Source organism: Mesonia maritima, assembly GCF_042433895.1.
Classification (GTDB): domain Bacteria; phylum Bacteroidota; class Bacteroidia; order Flavobacteriales; family Flavobacteriaceae; genus Mesonia; species Mesonia maritima.
Window position 1 is genome coordinate 11504 of the sequence record NZ_JBHLUA010000006.1, and the last position, 16245, is coordinate 27748.

At 36.7% G+C, this 16245-nt stretch carries 14 protein-coding genes; 8 read left to right on the forward strand and 6 right to left on the reverse strand.

What is annotated here, in order from left to right:
- Positions 1–306: 306 nt before the first annotated feature.
- Together ACFFGL_RS04465 and ACFFGL_RS04470 are read right to left on the reverse strand one after the other, a co-directional pair.
- Positions 307–3666 carry a DEAD/DEAH box helicase gene (locus ACFFGL_RS04465; protein WP_309727865.1) on the reverse strand — a complete coding sequence of 1120 codons (3360 nt, stop codon included), beginning with the start codon at positions 3664–3666 and terminating at the stop codon, positions 307–309.
- Complete coding sequence (locus tag ACFFGL_RS04470) at positions 3663–4493, reverse strand: Hachiman antiphage defense system protein HamA (RefSeq protein WP_309727867.1); 831 nt, start codon at positions 4491–4493, stop codon at positions 3663–3665. Before ACFFGL_RS04470 ends, ACFFGL_RS04465 begins: the two co-directional genes overlap by 4 nt.
- Before the next feature lie 396 nt (positions 4494–4889).
- On the opposite strand from ACFFGL_RS04470, the gene ACFFGL_RS04475 reads away from it, so the two are divergent.
- From ACFFGL_RS04475 to ACFFGL_RS04485, 3 genes are all read left to right on the forward strand, one after another.
- Positions 4890–5927 (forward strand): sialidase family protein, encoded by a 1038-nt coding sequence (locus ACFFGL_RS04475; RefSeq protein ID WP_309727869.1) that lies wholly within the window; start codon positions 4890–4892, stop codon positions 5925–5927.
- Between the two features lie 242 nt (positions 5928–6169).
- A complete protein-coding gene (locus ACFFGL_RS04480) occupies positions 6170–8566 on the forward strand; it encodes a WG repeat-containing protein (RefSeq protein ID WP_309727871.1) in 2397 nt (798 codons plus the stop codon).
- Between the two features lie 374 nt (positions 8567–8940).
- Complete coding sequence (locus ACFFGL_RS04485) at positions 8941–10119, forward strand: hypothetical protein (RefSeq protein ID WP_309727873.1); 1179 nt, start codon at positions 8941–8943, stop codon at positions 10117–10119.
- A 51-nt stretch (positions 10120–10170) separates the two neighbouring features.
- On the opposite strand, the gene ACFFGL_RS04490 is transcribed toward ACFFGL_RS04485, so the two are convergent.
- Both ACFFGL_RS04490 and ACFFGL_RS04495 read right to left on the reverse strand, forming a co-directional pair.
- Entirely contained in the window at positions 10171–10839 is a 669-nt protein-coding gene (locus ACFFGL_RS04490; RefSeq protein WP_309727874.1) for a hypothetical protein, read from the reverse strand.
- On the reverse strand, positions 10758–11906 hold the full coding sequence (locus tag ACFFGL_RS04495) for an MFS transporter (RefSeq protein WP_309727877.1): 1149 nt from the start codon (positions 11904–11906) through the stop codon (positions 10758–10760). Before ACFFGL_RS04495 ends, ACFFGL_RS04490 begins: the two co-directional genes overlap by 82 nt.
- Before the next feature lie 98 nt (positions 11907–12004).
- Here ACFFGL_RS04495 and ACFFGL_RS04500 point away from each other — a divergent pair, with 98 nt between their 5' ends.
- From ACFFGL_RS04500 to ACFFGL_RS04520, 5 genes are all read left to right on the forward strand, one after another.
- A complete protein-coding gene (locus tag ACFFGL_RS04500; protein WP_309727879.1) occupies positions 12005–12361 on the forward strand; it encodes a winged helix-turn-helix transcriptional regulator in 357 nt (118 codons plus the stop codon).
- A gap of 16 nt (positions 12362–12377) precedes the next feature.
- Positions 12378–12953 carry a Crp/Fnr family transcriptional regulator gene (locus ACFFGL_RS04505; RefSeq protein ID WP_309727881.1) on the forward strand — a complete coding sequence of 192 codons (576 nt, stop codon included), beginning with the start codon at positions 12378–12380 and terminating at the stop codon, positions 12951–12953.
- Between the two features lie 61 nt (positions 12954–13014).
- On the forward strand, positions 13015–13479 hold the full coding sequence (locus tag ACFFGL_RS04510) for a DUF1097 domain-containing protein (protein ID WP_309727883.1): 465 nt from the start codon (positions 13015–13017) through the stop codon (positions 13477–13479).
- A 7-nt stretch (positions 13480–13486) separates the two neighbouring features.
- Positions 13487–13924: a GNAT family N-acetyltransferase gene (locus tag ACFFGL_RS04515; protein WP_309727885.1), complete on the forward strand. Its 438-nt coding sequence runs from the start codon at positions 13487–13489 to the stop codon at positions 13922–13924.
- The gene (locus tag ACFFGL_RS04520; protein WP_309727886.1) at positions 13908–14366 is read left to right on the forward strand and encodes a carboxymuconolactone decarboxylase family protein; all 459 of its coding nucleotides are present in this window, start codon (positions 13908–13910) and stop codon (positions 14364–14366) included. Before ACFFGL_RS04515 ends, ACFFGL_RS04520 begins: the two co-directional genes overlap by 17 nt.
- Before the next feature lie 308 nt (positions 14367–14674).
- Here the strand turns inward: ACFFGL_RS04520 and ACFFGL_RS04525 are convergent, their stop codons facing one another.
- Positions 14675–14989: a hypothetical protein gene (locus tag ACFFGL_RS04525; RefSeq protein WP_309727887.1), complete on the reverse strand. Its 315-nt coding sequence runs from the start codon at positions 14987–14989 to the stop codon at positions 14675–14677.
- Positions 14990–15096: 107 nt separating this feature from the next.
- Positions 15097–15888, reverse strand: a complete 792-nt coding sequence (locus ACFFGL_RS04530; protein ID WP_309727889.1) for a penicillin-binding transpeptidase domain-containing protein — start codon at positions 15886–15888, stop codon at positions 15097–15099.
- Positions 15889–16245 lie beyond the last annotated feature (357 nt).

Here is a 16245-nt window from a genome sequence, read left to right on the forward strand (position 1 = left end):
TATTGCGTTCGGTTTTAATTGCAGCTAACCTAGCGATAACACCACTCTTGTTGGGTGACATTCCTTTTAGTTCAATGATAAAACTACCCAAAAATCACCAATCTCGATTAAGGTTTCTTGGAATTATTAGCTTGGGTAACGCTTACCGGTGTTTTGCATAGTGCTTTTACACTTAGCTTAGTCTTCCTATGTTCCTTATTTAGTTCTAAAATGTGCCTTGGTAAGACAACACATACTCTTTTGCGATTTTTGGCTTGTATGGTAGCTGAAGCGAATTGTAAATGTCTATAGCTTTTAGTGTCGGCTTCATTCCTCAAATTTTAAATATGGATTTAAATTAACCATTCTCCAAAGTCCATCACTTCCATCATAATCAAAAAAGACTCCATCAACATCATTAACAGAAGAGAAATCAATTTCAGAAGTACTTATATCTTCTATTAATTTATAATCAGGACTTACTAAATATTGAATCCCATTAATTTTCTTTGCAAGCAAACGAGTAGTTGTCTTGTGCTTTTCAGGAAATGTAAAATTAGGTACAGACTTTAAAACACTAATTTCTCTTTTAGAAAATTTAGATAATAGAACAAGCCATTTAAATGCTCCTTCAGAAATCAAATCTTTATATTTTTCTAAGCTATTGATTAAATCATTTTTGTAGAATTTGATACTTTTATCCCATAATTCATTATCGTACAATCCACTAATTTCATTAGCGGAAGACCTTGACCTAATTCCACATTGATAAATTTTGACACTTACTAAATTAGGTAAACCGAGTTCGACTAAAATTGATAGTTCCTCAATCGTATCTGCTTCAATATTAAGTTCTTTATTTCTTAGTTTTTTTGAGATTCCGTTTAAAACCCAAGGAAGGCTGAATGAATAATATTTGGTAACTATGTTAGTTGCTTCTTCAAGAATTGCTATTTCTGACAAAGGAACAGCTTTTAGCCATTTATCTCTTATTTCATCTTCATTTACACTTTCTATAAATTCTTCAGCAAGAACATTGATTTCTTTAATTTCATTTTCAATATCTTTTAACAAGTCAATTTTCGAATCAATATTTATGTCATTTGATAAATAATCTTGAATAATGCTTATTAACTTATCTAATTTATCTTCGATTTGTAAATCGCTATTTAGAGGTATGCCAGATTTAATTATTGAATTCCATTTACTTTTGTCATCGCCAACTTTTGTTACGATTCCTTTAGTTCTTGCTTTAAGGAACTGAATTACTTCTTCTCCAGTAATTTCCTCTGATTTCTCTGCCTGAATGTAAGCTAATGAATTTCTAAAGTAATCATCAGTCCATCCATAATTATCATCATCTGAACTATTTAAACTATGTAATGATAATAGGCCATCATCAATCCAATCTAAGGTATTATTAATTGCTTCTGAATTTTCGTGTATATCTGAAATGTCATTATCTGCTATTAATTCTATTAATTGTTCAAATGATACATCATTTGAGTCAGCTATTTTCTTTAGAATTTTAATTAACTCTAAGCAACCACTCTGGGCATTATCAATTTTAGCTTTATCGAAATAGTCAAATATTAGATTTCTTTCCCAATTAACTTTTCTTGATTTTTTATTTACCGTATCTAATGCTACTAAAATCTTCCCTTCGTGGTCTACAAATGCTCTTCCAGCTCTTCCAGCAATATTCCAAAAATCTCTAGAAGTAATTCGATTACCTGCTTGATATAATGTTGAGAATATTACAGTAGACACACCCAAATTAACTCCTTGACCTAAAGTTGATGTTGCAATTATAACTCTAGGTTTTTCTTTGCTCATTAACCTTTCAAGTGGTAATCTAACATCTGATAATAAATCAGCATTGTGGCATAAGATTCCTTTTCTAGCAAAATATAGCCATTCAGATTCTTCACCATAAGATTCAATACAAGCAAGCTCGAATGCATTCCAATCATTTTGATTTTTAAATACAAATTCGACTTCATTAGCAAGACATTTATCATATTCTCTTGCAATAGTAAAAACAGACCTTTTTTGCCCAACAAAAATTAAAACAGGTCCGAAGGTTCTAAGTTTATATGCTGTGCTAGCTATTGCTTGATTTTTTGTTTCAGGAAAATGTCTTATTCTAGTTTGCCTACCTTTTAATGGTTGTTCTACACTTTGGATAAATTTAGGGTTAAATGAATTCCTTTCTGTATCAGTACTTCTCCAGTTTAAATCAACGGAATCACCATTCCATTGAAGTATACCTAACCGTTCATCTGAAGGTCTCCAATTTTCTTTAAAAACGTTTTCGCTTGAGTCGGTTAACCATTCTGCTAAATCTTCTGCATTGGGAAGAACAGCCGATAATAGTAAAAACCTGCCTTCATTCTGCTTTATAAAATATCTTAATTCTTCATAGAAAATTTCATTGACAATCAGCCTTTTATTTGCTCCTAATAAATGACCTTCGTCTATAACAACAAGTTTTATTTGATTTAGAATTTCATTATTACCTCTAAGCATAGCTTTTGCTTTCTCAGGTGTTGCAATTATTACATCAGATTCATCAATTACTTTCTCGTCAAGTTTACTAAATAAGCTACCACCATAAAGGTGTGATGCTGATATTCCGATACTATGAAATATTTCGTCTAATGAATTTTCAATTTCATAAGCTAATGACCTAAATGGTGCGATATACAATACTTTACTTTCTTTGTTTTTTGAAATAGAGTCTAATATTGCTATTTCAGCAATTCTAGTTTTCCCGCTACTTGTTGGTATGCTTACCACGCATCCATTATTTTCTTCACTAATTACTTTAGATAATGAATTGCGTTGAGTTATGAATAACTCATATATTCCTCCATATTTTTGATACGTTAACGAATGAATATATTTGCGAGCTAGTCCATCGCTAATGTCAAAATATTTGCCAAGTGAATTCCATAAAGAAGCTTCTGAAATACCATCTGTTATAATTATCAATAATCTAACTACCCACCAAACATCAGGTTCGTTTTGAATCTCAGTAATTATTTTTAAATTTTTGAGATTGGTTTTTGCCAACTCTAAAAGATATTTTTCTCCTGTGTAGAAGTATTTAATGAAGTTATTTAAAGATTTTGCAATAGTTATTTCATATATGTTTTTACTAGAATCTATCTCTTCATTGTTTTCAGATAAATAGTCGTCATTGTAAATTTCATTTACCATCATACTATTTATTATCGCCTGAAGTTCTTGGTAATTTCGACTAATAAATAAGGAAACAATTTTTGAAATAACTGTGTCATTTTCAATTTTCTTAATTAATATGAATGCTTTTGAGTATTGAAAACAAACGTAATACGACAGAGCTGATATAAGACCATAGTAATTACCTAGATTAGTTTTTACTTCAGGCGAACCGTGGATGTTTTCCAATATTGAAGCTCCTTTTTCTAAAGGGAACATTCCATTTTTTATATGTTCATTTTCAATAAACCTACATCCTAAATTGAGATAATGAAATGCGAGTAGATTTAACTTATCGTCTTTAATCGTGTATTTTGGAAAGTTATCTACACTTTCTGCAGTATTATAAAGAATGTATCTAGCATTTGCTTGAGCAATTAGATTTTGAAGAGTCGAGTCTTTTTCAATTCTATTTAATTTTTCTTGAATTTGGTCAAATTTCATAAAGCTGATGGATTAGCAATTAGTTCATTTGCTTTATCAAAAACAAGATTTATAAAATTTTCAGGATTTTTAATGCCAATAGAAATAAAAATTAGTTCTGGATTATCATTACTAAGGTTTCGCTCAACATTAGCAGATGTATTTTCGTTACTCAATAGTAAACCTGTATAAATTAGTTGACTTTTATCTTTGATATCTTGCACAATAAAATCATCTAGCTTTAAAGCTAATTCTTCATTACTTTTAGCAATTTCTTCAACTAAGAAAGAATAAGACAAAGGCATTTTTTCTTTTTCTAATGAAGACGAAATATCGTTTACAGCTGTTTTGTCTGGGGTTTTTCGGAATTTAGATTCTCCTAGATAAATTTTTAAATCATCTCCACTTTCTTGTTGAAAAAGGTCAACCATTAATGTGTCATCTCCTTTTATTGCTTGGTCAACATTGGGATTGTATTTAAGTTTAAAAACTTTAATTAATTCACGATTTAATGTGCTTTGAATGTATTCGGTAAGTAAAATTTCTGTCGCATTTCCTTTTTTTACTTTATCTGCAATAGGCAGTTTTCTGTTTTGCTCAGCGTATTTTGGAAAACCTAATTCTCCATATTTTTTCTTTAGTTGCTTTAGTCGAAAAGAAGAGTAGTGATGACTGATTAATTTATTTGCCATCCATAAAATCAAGTCTTCATTTTCTTCGTTATTTATCTCAGTTAATTCTCTATGACATTTGGTAGCTGTAACTGGAATATCATTCGCTTTTAACCAAACTCCAAGAGGGTGTTCTGCGTTTGGATGATTTCCAATTAAATCAATTTGTTTAGTCATTTTATCGTATTTCTAAGCGTTGGCAAAAAACAGCTCTATTGTTTTTTTGGTGTCGGCTTATGTTTTGATCAAAAAACAATTGTGCCGTTTGTGCAGCTGTCATTTTAGTTTAAAATTACTCCCAACCTAAACATAACCCAAAAAGCTATATTATAAGTAATTATAAATCTACCAAAAAAACTCCAATCCTCATTACGGTTTCCCTTAAAAGAGAAAAACAGCCCATCAAAAAAACCTTTCCTAAAAAAATAGCCGTTCCACATAATCAAATACCTTTGCCTACGTTAGCCTAAAGCTATGCAAAAGAATAAACCAATGAAAACAAGACCAAGCCTGGGGATCCTCGTCGCTCTCCTTTTTAGTTTACCGGGTATCGCGCAGCAAATGTACCAACCCGTGAGTGCGCTTAATGTGGAAATTGACACGATACCGGTGAGTTTCCCCGAGCAGGAACAATTTAAAAACGAGGTGACCGGCAACACCGTCAAGGTATTGCACGCCATAGAAAATACCGGATTTCAGTTTTACAACAGCGTGAGTTTTCGCAACGAAAAAGAAGGCATTATCGCCGGCGGCACCCGGTTACGCCTACGCTCCACCCAAGACGGCGGAAAGCATTGGAAAGGCTTTTCCTTTTCCGGTTTTGCCAATGCCTTTTACAGCACCGCCATTTACGAAAATCAGTTTTATGTGGTGGGCGCTTCCCGCTATATTTTTAGGAATAACGATTTAAATACCGAATGGGAAGCTTTTGATGTCAATACGCTGGCCGAAAACAAATACGCCTTACGCCATCCTAAATTTTATAAAATAAAGTTTTCTCCCAGCGGTTTGGGGATTATCGTTGGCGATAACAACGGGAAACCACTCGTCCTAAAAACCACAGATAAAGGCGCGCACTGGCAACAAGTTCCGCTTGATGGATTGCCAGCCGATGAAGTTCCTTTAAGCGATGTGTTTATTTTTCCCGATAACACCATCAGGATCCTTTCGTTTACAGGAAATGTGTACGAAAGTACCAACCAGGGCAACAATTGGCGGCAATTGCGTAGCGGAAAAGAAGGGGAATCCTTAAATTCTATCGCTTTTACTACCAAAAAAGAAGGCTATATTTCTGGGTTGCAAGGCCTGCTTTTAAAAACCACCGACGACGGAAAAACCGGGGAACAGATAGATACCGCGGTGTTGGGAAGCGGCGCCAATATTTCGAATTTAGAATATACGAACGACAACCGCTTGCTGCTCACCACGGCCGAAAGTTTTCAGGATAAAAAAACAAAAGCGCCTCTATTTTCCATCGATGCGCAGGGAAAAATTTCGCCCTTTCTGTTGGCCCAAGGGAAAACCTTTGTGTTTGATGCTTACGGACTTTTCTTGCTAAATGACAAGGTGTTTCTCTTAAGCCGCGATAAATTATACCAAACAAAACTATAGTTCGTAATAAGAACTATTTTACGCATCGCTACGATATCATTTTTGGCAAGGCCAACTATCCTAAAAATGAACTGCTAAAGCCATCAATTACTGAGATTGGCTAAACTTTAGCATATTTTTCACGGAATACAGGGGGTGCGTTCCCGTTAGATTTTGCTTGCTTTGTGATGGCAAAAAAGAACTACTGAAAAGCTGAACAAGTAACGCCGCTTTTCAGCATCAATCCATAAAAGCCTTAAAAAATGAGCACCTATAACACTAATATTCATCGCCTGCTGCTGCTAAGCCTTATCTGCTTTTTCAATGCCTGCGATACCTCTAAAAATGTCGCCGAGAAAAATTCAGATGCCGCCACCCAAGCAGTAATCGATACCGTGATTTACCCCAAAAGCACGCCCTTTTTTCAGGGAATTGCCCGGGTAGAAAAAGATAGCAGTCATTTTTACATCACCAAAAACGGCCGGCGCGCTTTTACCAGCATCGTTCAGGATTTTCATCCGCTAGACAGCGTGGTGCCCACCAGCAACGGGATGGAACGCTCTTACGAAAACGAAAATAAGCTAATGTATATCGTTCAGGTAGCCAACGGAAAATCGGGAATGCTCAACGAAACCGGCGAATGGGTGATTCCGCCAAAGTATGAAAAAATAAGCTTTGTTTTTGGGCGTTACCTTCAAATTGAAGATCAGGGTAAAAAGACTTTTGCCGATTCCTGGGGACAATTTTTGGTGCCGTTGGAATTTGAAGATGTGATGGTACTCAACCGACATCTTTTTGATGTAAAGAAGAATGGAAAATGGGGCGTTTACGATGCAGAAACAGAAAAAATTAAAATTCCATTTGAATATGACCAATTTGATTATTGCAGCGGTTGCGGACGAAAATCGGATTATTTGTATGCCAAAAAGGACGGAAAATGGGGCGTGATCAATTTTAAAAATGAAGTCTTAGCGCCTTTCCATTACGAGCATCAACACGTAAATATGCGCAGCGACGAGTGGGTGGCGGCTTTCAGGAAAAACGGGGAACAGGTGGTTTTCAACCTTCCGAAGCAAAAAGAATTTGCCGGCCCGGAATATAAACGCCTGCAGATCGAAAACGGACATTTAATCGCTTCAAAAGCGGGAAAATCTCCCAATGCAGAAGCACTTTTTGGACTGATTAACCGCAACGGCGAACAAATCGTTCCGTTTGAATATTCGGCTATTTACAATCCGTATTCCACCTTTCAGTCCGGTGCCTATTTTTCCGTAGAAAAAGATGGCAATTACGGCATTATCGATACGCTGGGCAATGTCATTATTCCGCCCACCTATAAAAATCGGTTGATGGTTCGGGGCGATTATTTCATCAGCAAAAAAGACGATAAATTAGGATTGCTGGATAAGCAAAACAAGCAATTGCTGCCCAATACTTACGATTGGATCGATTTAAGCGAAATACGCACCGGTCCCGACCAATTAATGCCAATTTTTAAAATCAGAACCAACGGAAAATACGGATTTTATGTTCCTAAAACGGGTAAAATCGTGCCTCCGCAATACGATCGGGTGGAATTTTTTAATGACCGCCAATCCTATCGTTTTGAGGAAAAACCCGTGGGATTAATCCGTTTGGAAAAAGACGGTAAGGACCAATTATACCTGCTTCATTCAGATAAAATAATCCCGGGAGATTATGCCAAAATCGAATTGCAAGCCCATCATAAAGTTATTTTATCGCAAGAAAATTATGGTGCTCAGGGCGTTTACGATCTAGCAAAAGAACAATTAATTATTCCCATCGAGTACAACTATATTCGGATGTTCAACCAAAAACATCAGTTGATTCGGGTAGAAAAAGAGACCGAAAATCATCGAACACTGGCCGGCCTTTTTGATGCGGAAGGAAACGAGGTGTTACCGTTCTCCTACACGCATATTGAGCAAATGGACGACCCCTATTTTGTGTTGAAGCACAATGAAAACGGGTATGCGCTTTTTAATGCGGAAACGAATACGCAAGAACCGCTTCCGTTTACCGAAATGAGCAAAGACGAAAACCATTGGTTGCTCACCGTGCAAAAAAACGGAAAAACCTATTTGTACGATTACAAAAAGCAAAAGCTGCTAACGGAAGGCTATTCGCTTATTAAACCTTTAAAAAACGGAAATTACCTGGTTGCCCAACAAGAGGCTAACCGGTTAAATTTTGGTTATGCCAATGCCGAAGGAAAACTGATTGTTCCCGTGACTTACGATAGCCAGGAAGACGATTATTTACAGAAATTTGAGAACGAACATTACCTGCCTTTGTTTAAAAAAGACCCGGCAACCGGCAAAATGTGGAAGGGATTTGCCAATCTGGAAGGGAAGATCGTGGTGCCGGCGCGTTTTCAGAAGGTTTTTGAGGAAGAAAATGGCAACGGATTTTTAACAATGCTCGATCATCGCTTCGGAATTATTACTGCGGAAGGAAAAGAGCTCCTGCCGCCCAAATATGATATCTATTTAAACCAACGGCTGAATGTGTACCGGGAAACTTCAAATTTCAGCTTTCCCATCGCTTTTAAAAAGGACGGTCTCTGGCAATTTATGGATAAAAACGGCCAACTGTTACCCATAAAAACCAGGGAAATGATCGATGTTCCGCAGTATTAAAAACCTGAATTCGATATAAGAAAATTTCGGAAACTGAGTAAAATCTTTGCAAAAGATGTTGTATCGACGTTTCCATTTTGGTAGCATTTCGATACAAATTTTCCTTGAAAATTCACTCAATGATCCAAAATGCCTGCCGGCAGGCAGGCCTACAAAAAACGTTTAGATGGAACTCAGTATGATTTATTACAAACATTAAAAAAATATTGAATGTCCGCAATAGATCATAATAAAGTGTTGTCACCCTGAACTTGATTCAGGGTCTCATCACAATGGCTTGTTTTTTAATACAGTATGAGATTCCGGATCAAGTCCGGAATGACGAAAACAACGAATGATTACAAATTACAGACCTAAAAAAAAATAAAATTGAAATGAATATTCAAAAAACCATCATCGCGATACTACTGTTGTGTTCTGTTGTTGCGGGGGCGCAAACCAATGATTTTATAGGCTCGTATTACTACACGAAAATGGAGTATGCCGAGCAGTTGCATATTTTACCGTCGCAGCGTTTTTCGTGGCAACAGGTGTATGGCGCGGTCGATAAAGACCTACGGGGAAAATGGTCGGTTACGGGCGACACGCTGCAACTCGTATTCGATGAGTTACCCAGCGAGGTGCAACCGGGAAAATTTGAGGCTGTTTTAACCGATTCCGGAAGCCTGAATTTTATAACTTTTGATAGTCAACCGGTAACGAATGAACGAAACCTACAAGCGTTTGAAAAAAAATTACCGCCTGAAATTGCCCAAAAACTCGCCCAACCTATCGATTATTCTGAAGCGATTGCGGCCCAAAAAGAACGGGTACAACAGCAAAAAACCGCCGACCAAAAACGCTTTGAAAAATTTAATGCGGAACGGAAAAAGTACGGCAAATACCACGGTTTCTTCAAAAGTCAAAATAAAGATTTGCCTTTCCAGTTGGCATTCAACGCCAGGTACCATCAGTTTATCGCCACGCGGCCAGATTCGTTACGCGACCAGGTGGCCACTTATTTAGTAGGCGATTTTAAGGTTAAAAACGATACGGCTTATGCCACCACCAATCCCGATCAGGATGAAATAAAGGTATTTGCCTATAACGCGGAAACTTCTTCTGAAAAAATACAGATTTATTTAAAGAATTTGGACCCTAAACACCTCCAGCTACAAACCGGAAAAACCTTTGCAAGCTCAAATTTTGTTACCGCTGAAGCTTTCCAAAAAGAAAGCGATAGTGTGCAACGCTTACGCCTGGAAAAAAGCGATAGCCTTTGGGTAGCCGTTGGGGAAAAAGAGCGCCATATTTATAGTTTTCCGCTCGCGGAAGGCAATCATTCCATATTAATTAAACCGACCGCCTATCCCGTCGAAACCTGGGTAGAACAACCCATTTTTATCAATAGCAAGGATGAAATCCATACGCTTTTTAACGGCAAAACCATCCTGAAATTAAGCACCGGCGAAGGTTTTTACCCTCCCTTAAAAATGATGTCCACACCTCCTAATTTCAACGGGAAACGCTATTTCCCCGTAGAAAGACAACAGCTTTTTAAGATGAAGGAATAAGGTTGATTGGGAGTTGGTGTTTTATGCGATGTTTTTGAATGCCGAAACTGATTACCAACTCTCTTTTTCCTGAATCGCGATCAAGTTTCCATCTGCTATCTTATAAAACATTCTTTTTTCATCCCCATTCACCACATAAGGAAGTCCGTAGATAATCACTTCCTTTTTAGAATTTGTTTTTGAGGATATAAACTGATATTTGGGTTCTAATAGGATATTTTTATCGCTGTCGGCCACTCCGTATGCAAAATAGTCATCGGTTTTACTTCCGCCGCCACCAAAGCCCAGGAGCATTATATCTTTAGAATACTTGTATTTTTTAATCAGGATCAGCTTATCGTCAAGATGTTGGTTCGCATAGCTCAGTTCAGCTGCATTTTCGATATAGTCGGTCCTCAGTAAGCTAATGCGATAGTACGGTTGTCCTGCAAGTCGCCAAACAAATATGCCCATCATTATCAGCACAATAAGCGCCACAACCCCTCCTATTTTTAACCATTTTTTCCGCTTCATTTTTTTCCTTTTACGAATTCCTAAAATCTCCATACCGGAACGATAACCCCAAGTGAAGCTCGGCAATTCCCAGATTAAATTTAAGGATAAGGGCTTCAAAATCCAAATGGAATCCTCTCTACAATTCAAATACGCTTCCCTCGCTCCAACCAGCTTCTTACCACCATCATCAGCAAAGCCAGCATTCCAAAAAGCAAGGTTAGCCAAGGGGTATAAACCACAGTTTTTGTAGCGATGAGCCAACCGCCTACCGTTGTTCCTAAAGTAATTCCAAGATTCCCAAAGGAGGTGGCCAGACTGTTGGCAAATTCTAAAGATTGCGGTGCAGATGAAATCATATAAGTAGAAGCATTTAAAAAACTTGGGGAATACAAAAATCCCCAGATTCCTATAACCACAATTGTTGCTATTGTATTTCCTCCTGAAAAATGCAGCAATATGGGGATCAGGATGGTTCCCGATAGAAAAAAAGCAGTGGTTTTAGTGATATTTTTATCTAGCATTTTTCCTGCTACCCAATTTGCGAATACGCCAATGCCCCCAAATACAAACATCATATAGCTCACCATTGTATGGTCCATATTTTTAGCTTTATTTAGATAATCTGCAAAGTAGCTGTAGGTAGAAAACCAGGCGGCTATCATAAAGAAATTCATTGCGGTACTGGCGATAAAAGTGGGTTTTCTCAATATTTTTAGCTGACTTCCATACGACTTTTTTTCTTTGACGGGCATAGGAGGCAAAACGGTAAATATGGCAATGAATGCGATGATACTAATCACCGATTGTATATAAAACGAATATTCCCAGGAAAATAAACTGGCGATATACGTAGCAAAAGGAACGGTGGTCACCATCGCAATGGCCACACCGCTAAAAACAATACTCATTAATTCATTTTCATTCTTTTTATCGCCTTGAGATACCGCTACCGAAAGTGCCGTTGCTATATAAACCGGTTGTAAAAAAGCGGGTAAAATCCTCACCAACATCAATAACCAAAATGGCGGGGAAAAGGAAGAAATTACGCCGGTAATCACAAATAATAAGATCGAAAGCAGCATTACGTTCTTTCGGTCAAACCCAGAGGCAAACAAGGTCATAAAAGGCCCCGTTAATGCGATGATTAATGCAAAAGCACTTAATAGAAGTCCGGCGCGATCGATACTTATTTCATAGTGCGTCGCGATTTGTGGTAAGATTCCAATCACTCCAAACTCTGTAGTGATTACTCCTATGAACCCCAGGCAACCGATATAGGCATATTTTTTCATTGATAAGGATTTTTATAATTCACCAACGAAATTAAAATGAATGCTATAAATTTGTAGGGTATACAACTGATTGTATGGTACTAACAATTTTGTAAGTAATGGGAAAGCGAAAAGAAAATTCAACCAATATGCAAAACGAAAAAAGCATAATGGAATGCGATTTAACTTATGCGGTTTGTAAAGTAGGTGGCAGATGGAAGTTGCTGATTTTATGCAAACTGGAAAACGGTAAATTACGCTTTAGTGAGATTAGAAGGTTGATCCCTAAAATCACGGAACGAATGTTAACCTTACAGTTGCGTGAGCTGGAAAAAGATGGCTTGCTGAAACGTACCGTTTATGCAGAAGTACCTCCCCGAGTAGATTATGAGCTGACCCCAATCGCCATAGAATTAATTCCTATCTGGTCAAAATTGAGTGACTGGGGTGCTAAGCATAAAAAGCTTGTAAAATGACATCAAATTTTGAGTTATGATAGCGGCTTTGATAAATCATATAGAAAAATTTGTGGAGGTTCGGGATACCGACCTCAGCACGATGGATATTTTTTTTGAAACTAAGGTTTTAAAAAAGAAAAAAGACGTATTAAAAGAGGGTGCCATCTGTCAAGACCTGTTTTTCGTCAACAAAGGCTGTTTACAGGTCTTATATACCAAGGAAAATGGCACGGAACAAACGATTGATTTTGCCCTGGAAAACTGGTGGACTACCGATTTTGCGGCCTTTTCTAACAGAAATTTATCGAACTTCAGCATCCGAACCGTAGAACCTAGTGAAGTTTTAGTGTTACGTGCCGATGCTCAAGAAGCCCTGCTCAAAGAATTTCCGATTTTAGAACGGTATTTTCATCTGATTTTTCAGCGTGCTTTCGCGGCTTCGCAATACCGAATAAAACTGCTGTATGAGCATTCGCGGGAAGATTTATATTACCACTTTAGGGATAATTTTCCTGAATTTATTCAACGGGTTCCCCAATACCTTATCGCTTCATTTTTAGGCTTCACGCCCGAATATTTAAGTGAAATCCGCAGAAAAGAGGTTTCTTAAACCAGTTTAAGAATTTGCTGTTTGTTTCTAGTAATCTTTGTTCCCCTAAAACGAGATTACAATGACTAATTTAAAACAGGCCTTATCGTTAGGATTTACGGGAGCTTTAGCCATTTTTATAGCTTCCTATTTTAGCTTACTGCCCTGGGTGCTCTTCATCGCCTGGGTGAGTTATCATCTTTTTGGTACCAACCTTAAAACCGCCTTTACCATTCTGATTCAACAATTTTTTGGAATTCTCATCGGGATGTTCATCCAATATACAGGGATTTGGTTTTCAGCATTTATCGGGGAATTTGGTTTTCCTTTAGCGGTATTTATCGCGATGATCGGCATTTTCTACATTTCAAAAATGAACCGTTTAAATACGGTGCCGGCTTACTTTTTGGGACTGATCACCTGGTTTTCTTCGGGTTTTGAAATTACTGTCCAATCCCTTTTTATCCTGCTTATTTCTCTGGTGGTGGGATATGCCATCGCTAGCCTGGATACGTTTCTCAATGAAAAATTAGCTGCTAAAAAATAACACACAGATGATTATACGAAAAGCAACAGCTACAGATCTTCCCTCTTTGGTGGTTTTGATGACCGAATTCCGGAAGTTCTATCACCAAGCATCAACTACAGAGGAAGTACAAAGTTTTCTAAAAGACCGACTGGAGAAGGCTGACAGTGTGATTTTTGTGGCCGTTCTGGAAGATAAGCCGATAGGTTACACGCAGCTTTTCCCTTCATTCTCCACCATCAAATTGGAAAAAATATGGATTTTAAATGATCTGTTTGTATCGGAAAAATTTCGGGGTTTGGGCGTGGCTTCCCAATTACTAACACGCGTTTTAAAATTTTCCCAGGAAACCCACCGCCATCAAGTCTGGCTTTTAACGGGCAATGACAATAAAAATGCACAACACCTCTATCATAAAATCGGATTTACTAACACAAAATTTAAACATTATGTCTACAACTTTTAACCCTCAACAACGCATCAATATTAAAGCCCTGGAACCGGAATGCTGGAAATTGATTATTGAAATTGAACACTATTTGGCTAATACTTCTTTAGATCCACAGCTTAGGGAACTCATTAAAATAAGGACTTCTCAAATCAACAAATGCGCTTTTTGTATTGATTTGCATACGAAAGATGCCCTGAAACTTGGAGAAACCGAGCGTAGGATATTCGCTTTATCCGCCTGGCAGGAAAGTCCGTTGTTTTCTGAAAAAGAAAGGGCCGTATTAAAACTCACGGAAGAAATTACCAAAATAACCGAAGCCGGAGTTACCGATGATACGTATGATAAGATTAGTACGTTATTCAGCAAAAATGAAATCGCTCAAATTATTATCGCTATCAATCATATGAATTTTTTAAATAGGGTTGCAGTCTCCACAAAATTGATACATTTAAGTTAACCCCAACCTATTAAAAAAAGTTTAATCTTCAGTCAATATAAAGTCCAAAATGGTCTGTACATGAATTTTGGCACTGTCAAACACAGGAATTGATTCAAAATAATGCTCGTTAATCAGTAGCTGAATTTCGGTGCAGCCTAAAACGATGCCCTGAGCACCTTACTGAATAAGGAGGTTTGAAAACTGAATGAATTCCTATTTTTAGCTTTCCTTGATTAAACCTTTCCCTAACTCTTCTTTTACAATATACTGAATATGGTCTATGTCTGCTTGTTTTTCAGTCGTTATGACCTCTATGCCAAATTCGTTCAGTGTAGTCTGATAAACCCCATTTCCATCGTAAACTTGGTACCTAACAGACCGACTTTGGTAATGCCTTTGGTACGAATATTTTTTGCCGTTACGGTTATAATGTTAATGATTGATGTGCTGATTTGCTTCTGAATTTTATCAGCAAATAAATATTCGATATTTGAACCTAAAGCAATGTCATATACCTTTTTATTTTCCAATTCTTTACAAGCATTTAAAAGCAATTCAAATGATTCCAGCCATCCTCCTTGCTGAACATTGCCAAAATTTAATGAATAGATTACCGTTTCGGCAGACTGTAAACCGCCCAAAGTTTTATAACCCTTTCATTCATGTATTTGTAATAGTCTAAAGTTGCGGTTCAACTGATTCCGCCTACTAATCCTATTTTTTTCATAATTTTTTCATTGTTTATTATTTAATAAGCTTTAATTGTTTTAAGAATTTGTTTGGTAACTGTTTTCCGTCCACTACTAAAATCAGGGTTTTCTGTTTCTACATTTTTGGTTAATCGAGTAGCAAAAAAGTAGACATTCTCCTTGGTGGTTAAGTAGCCAACCCACCAGCCAATATCCTTACCGTTTGCCCTTGTCCATCCTGTTTTATCACGAAAAGTATAATGCTTTGTACTTTCAGAAACCATTATTTGTTTTACTTTGTTTATGTTTCTTTGTGCAAATGGGAGTTTGCTTTCATAAAGTTGGATTAAAAATTCAATTTGATTTTTTGGTGAAACAGCTAATTGCCCATAATTCCAAAAATCATCTCCCTTTTCACTTAAATCATTATTTCCGTAATCTATTTTTTTTAGCGTACGCTTGTATTTTTTTCTTTTAATTTTTTTTGCAGCATTTACATAAAACCAAACGGTAGAATTTTTATAAGCCGTTTTTAAATCGGTATCTTTTTCCCAAACTTTAAACTCATATCCAAAATGGGATTTTGGCTTACCGTCCCACTTAAAAATTTCATTTTCATCATTAACTACTTTATTTTCAAGAATAATAAGTGAGTTTAGAATTTTAAATGTTGATGCCGGCAGGGTGGCTATCTCAGCATCTTTTTCATGAGTATATATCCATTTTTGGTTTTTGTAATCAAAGATAGTCGTACTACCTTTAAGACCTAAGCTATCATAAATTGATTGAAAAGAGGTTTGCCCGACTACAGTAGTACTCCAGAAGGTTAAAATTATAAAGAATATTTTCATTTTAATGTTTTCAAATGATAGTAATTACTAACGTAATTTAATTTGTTATCGCTGCTTATATTTTATCCAAATCAGTAACCGTTAGGTCATTGTTTGTATTTCCGGTATTTAACGTTGTGCCAGGTTCAAACAATAAGACACTAACTTCTTCAGGAGCGCAAGGTTTATGTTCAATTCCTTTCGGGATGACCACAAATTCCCCTGCATGTAACGCTAACGTTTATCATTCAATTCTATGAATAATGTCCCGTTTACAACCAGAAAGAGTTCATCTTCCTGCTCGTGTTTATGTTTAACGAATTCTCATTTGAATTTTGCTATTTTAACCAATTGATTATTGAGTTCTCCTACTATTTT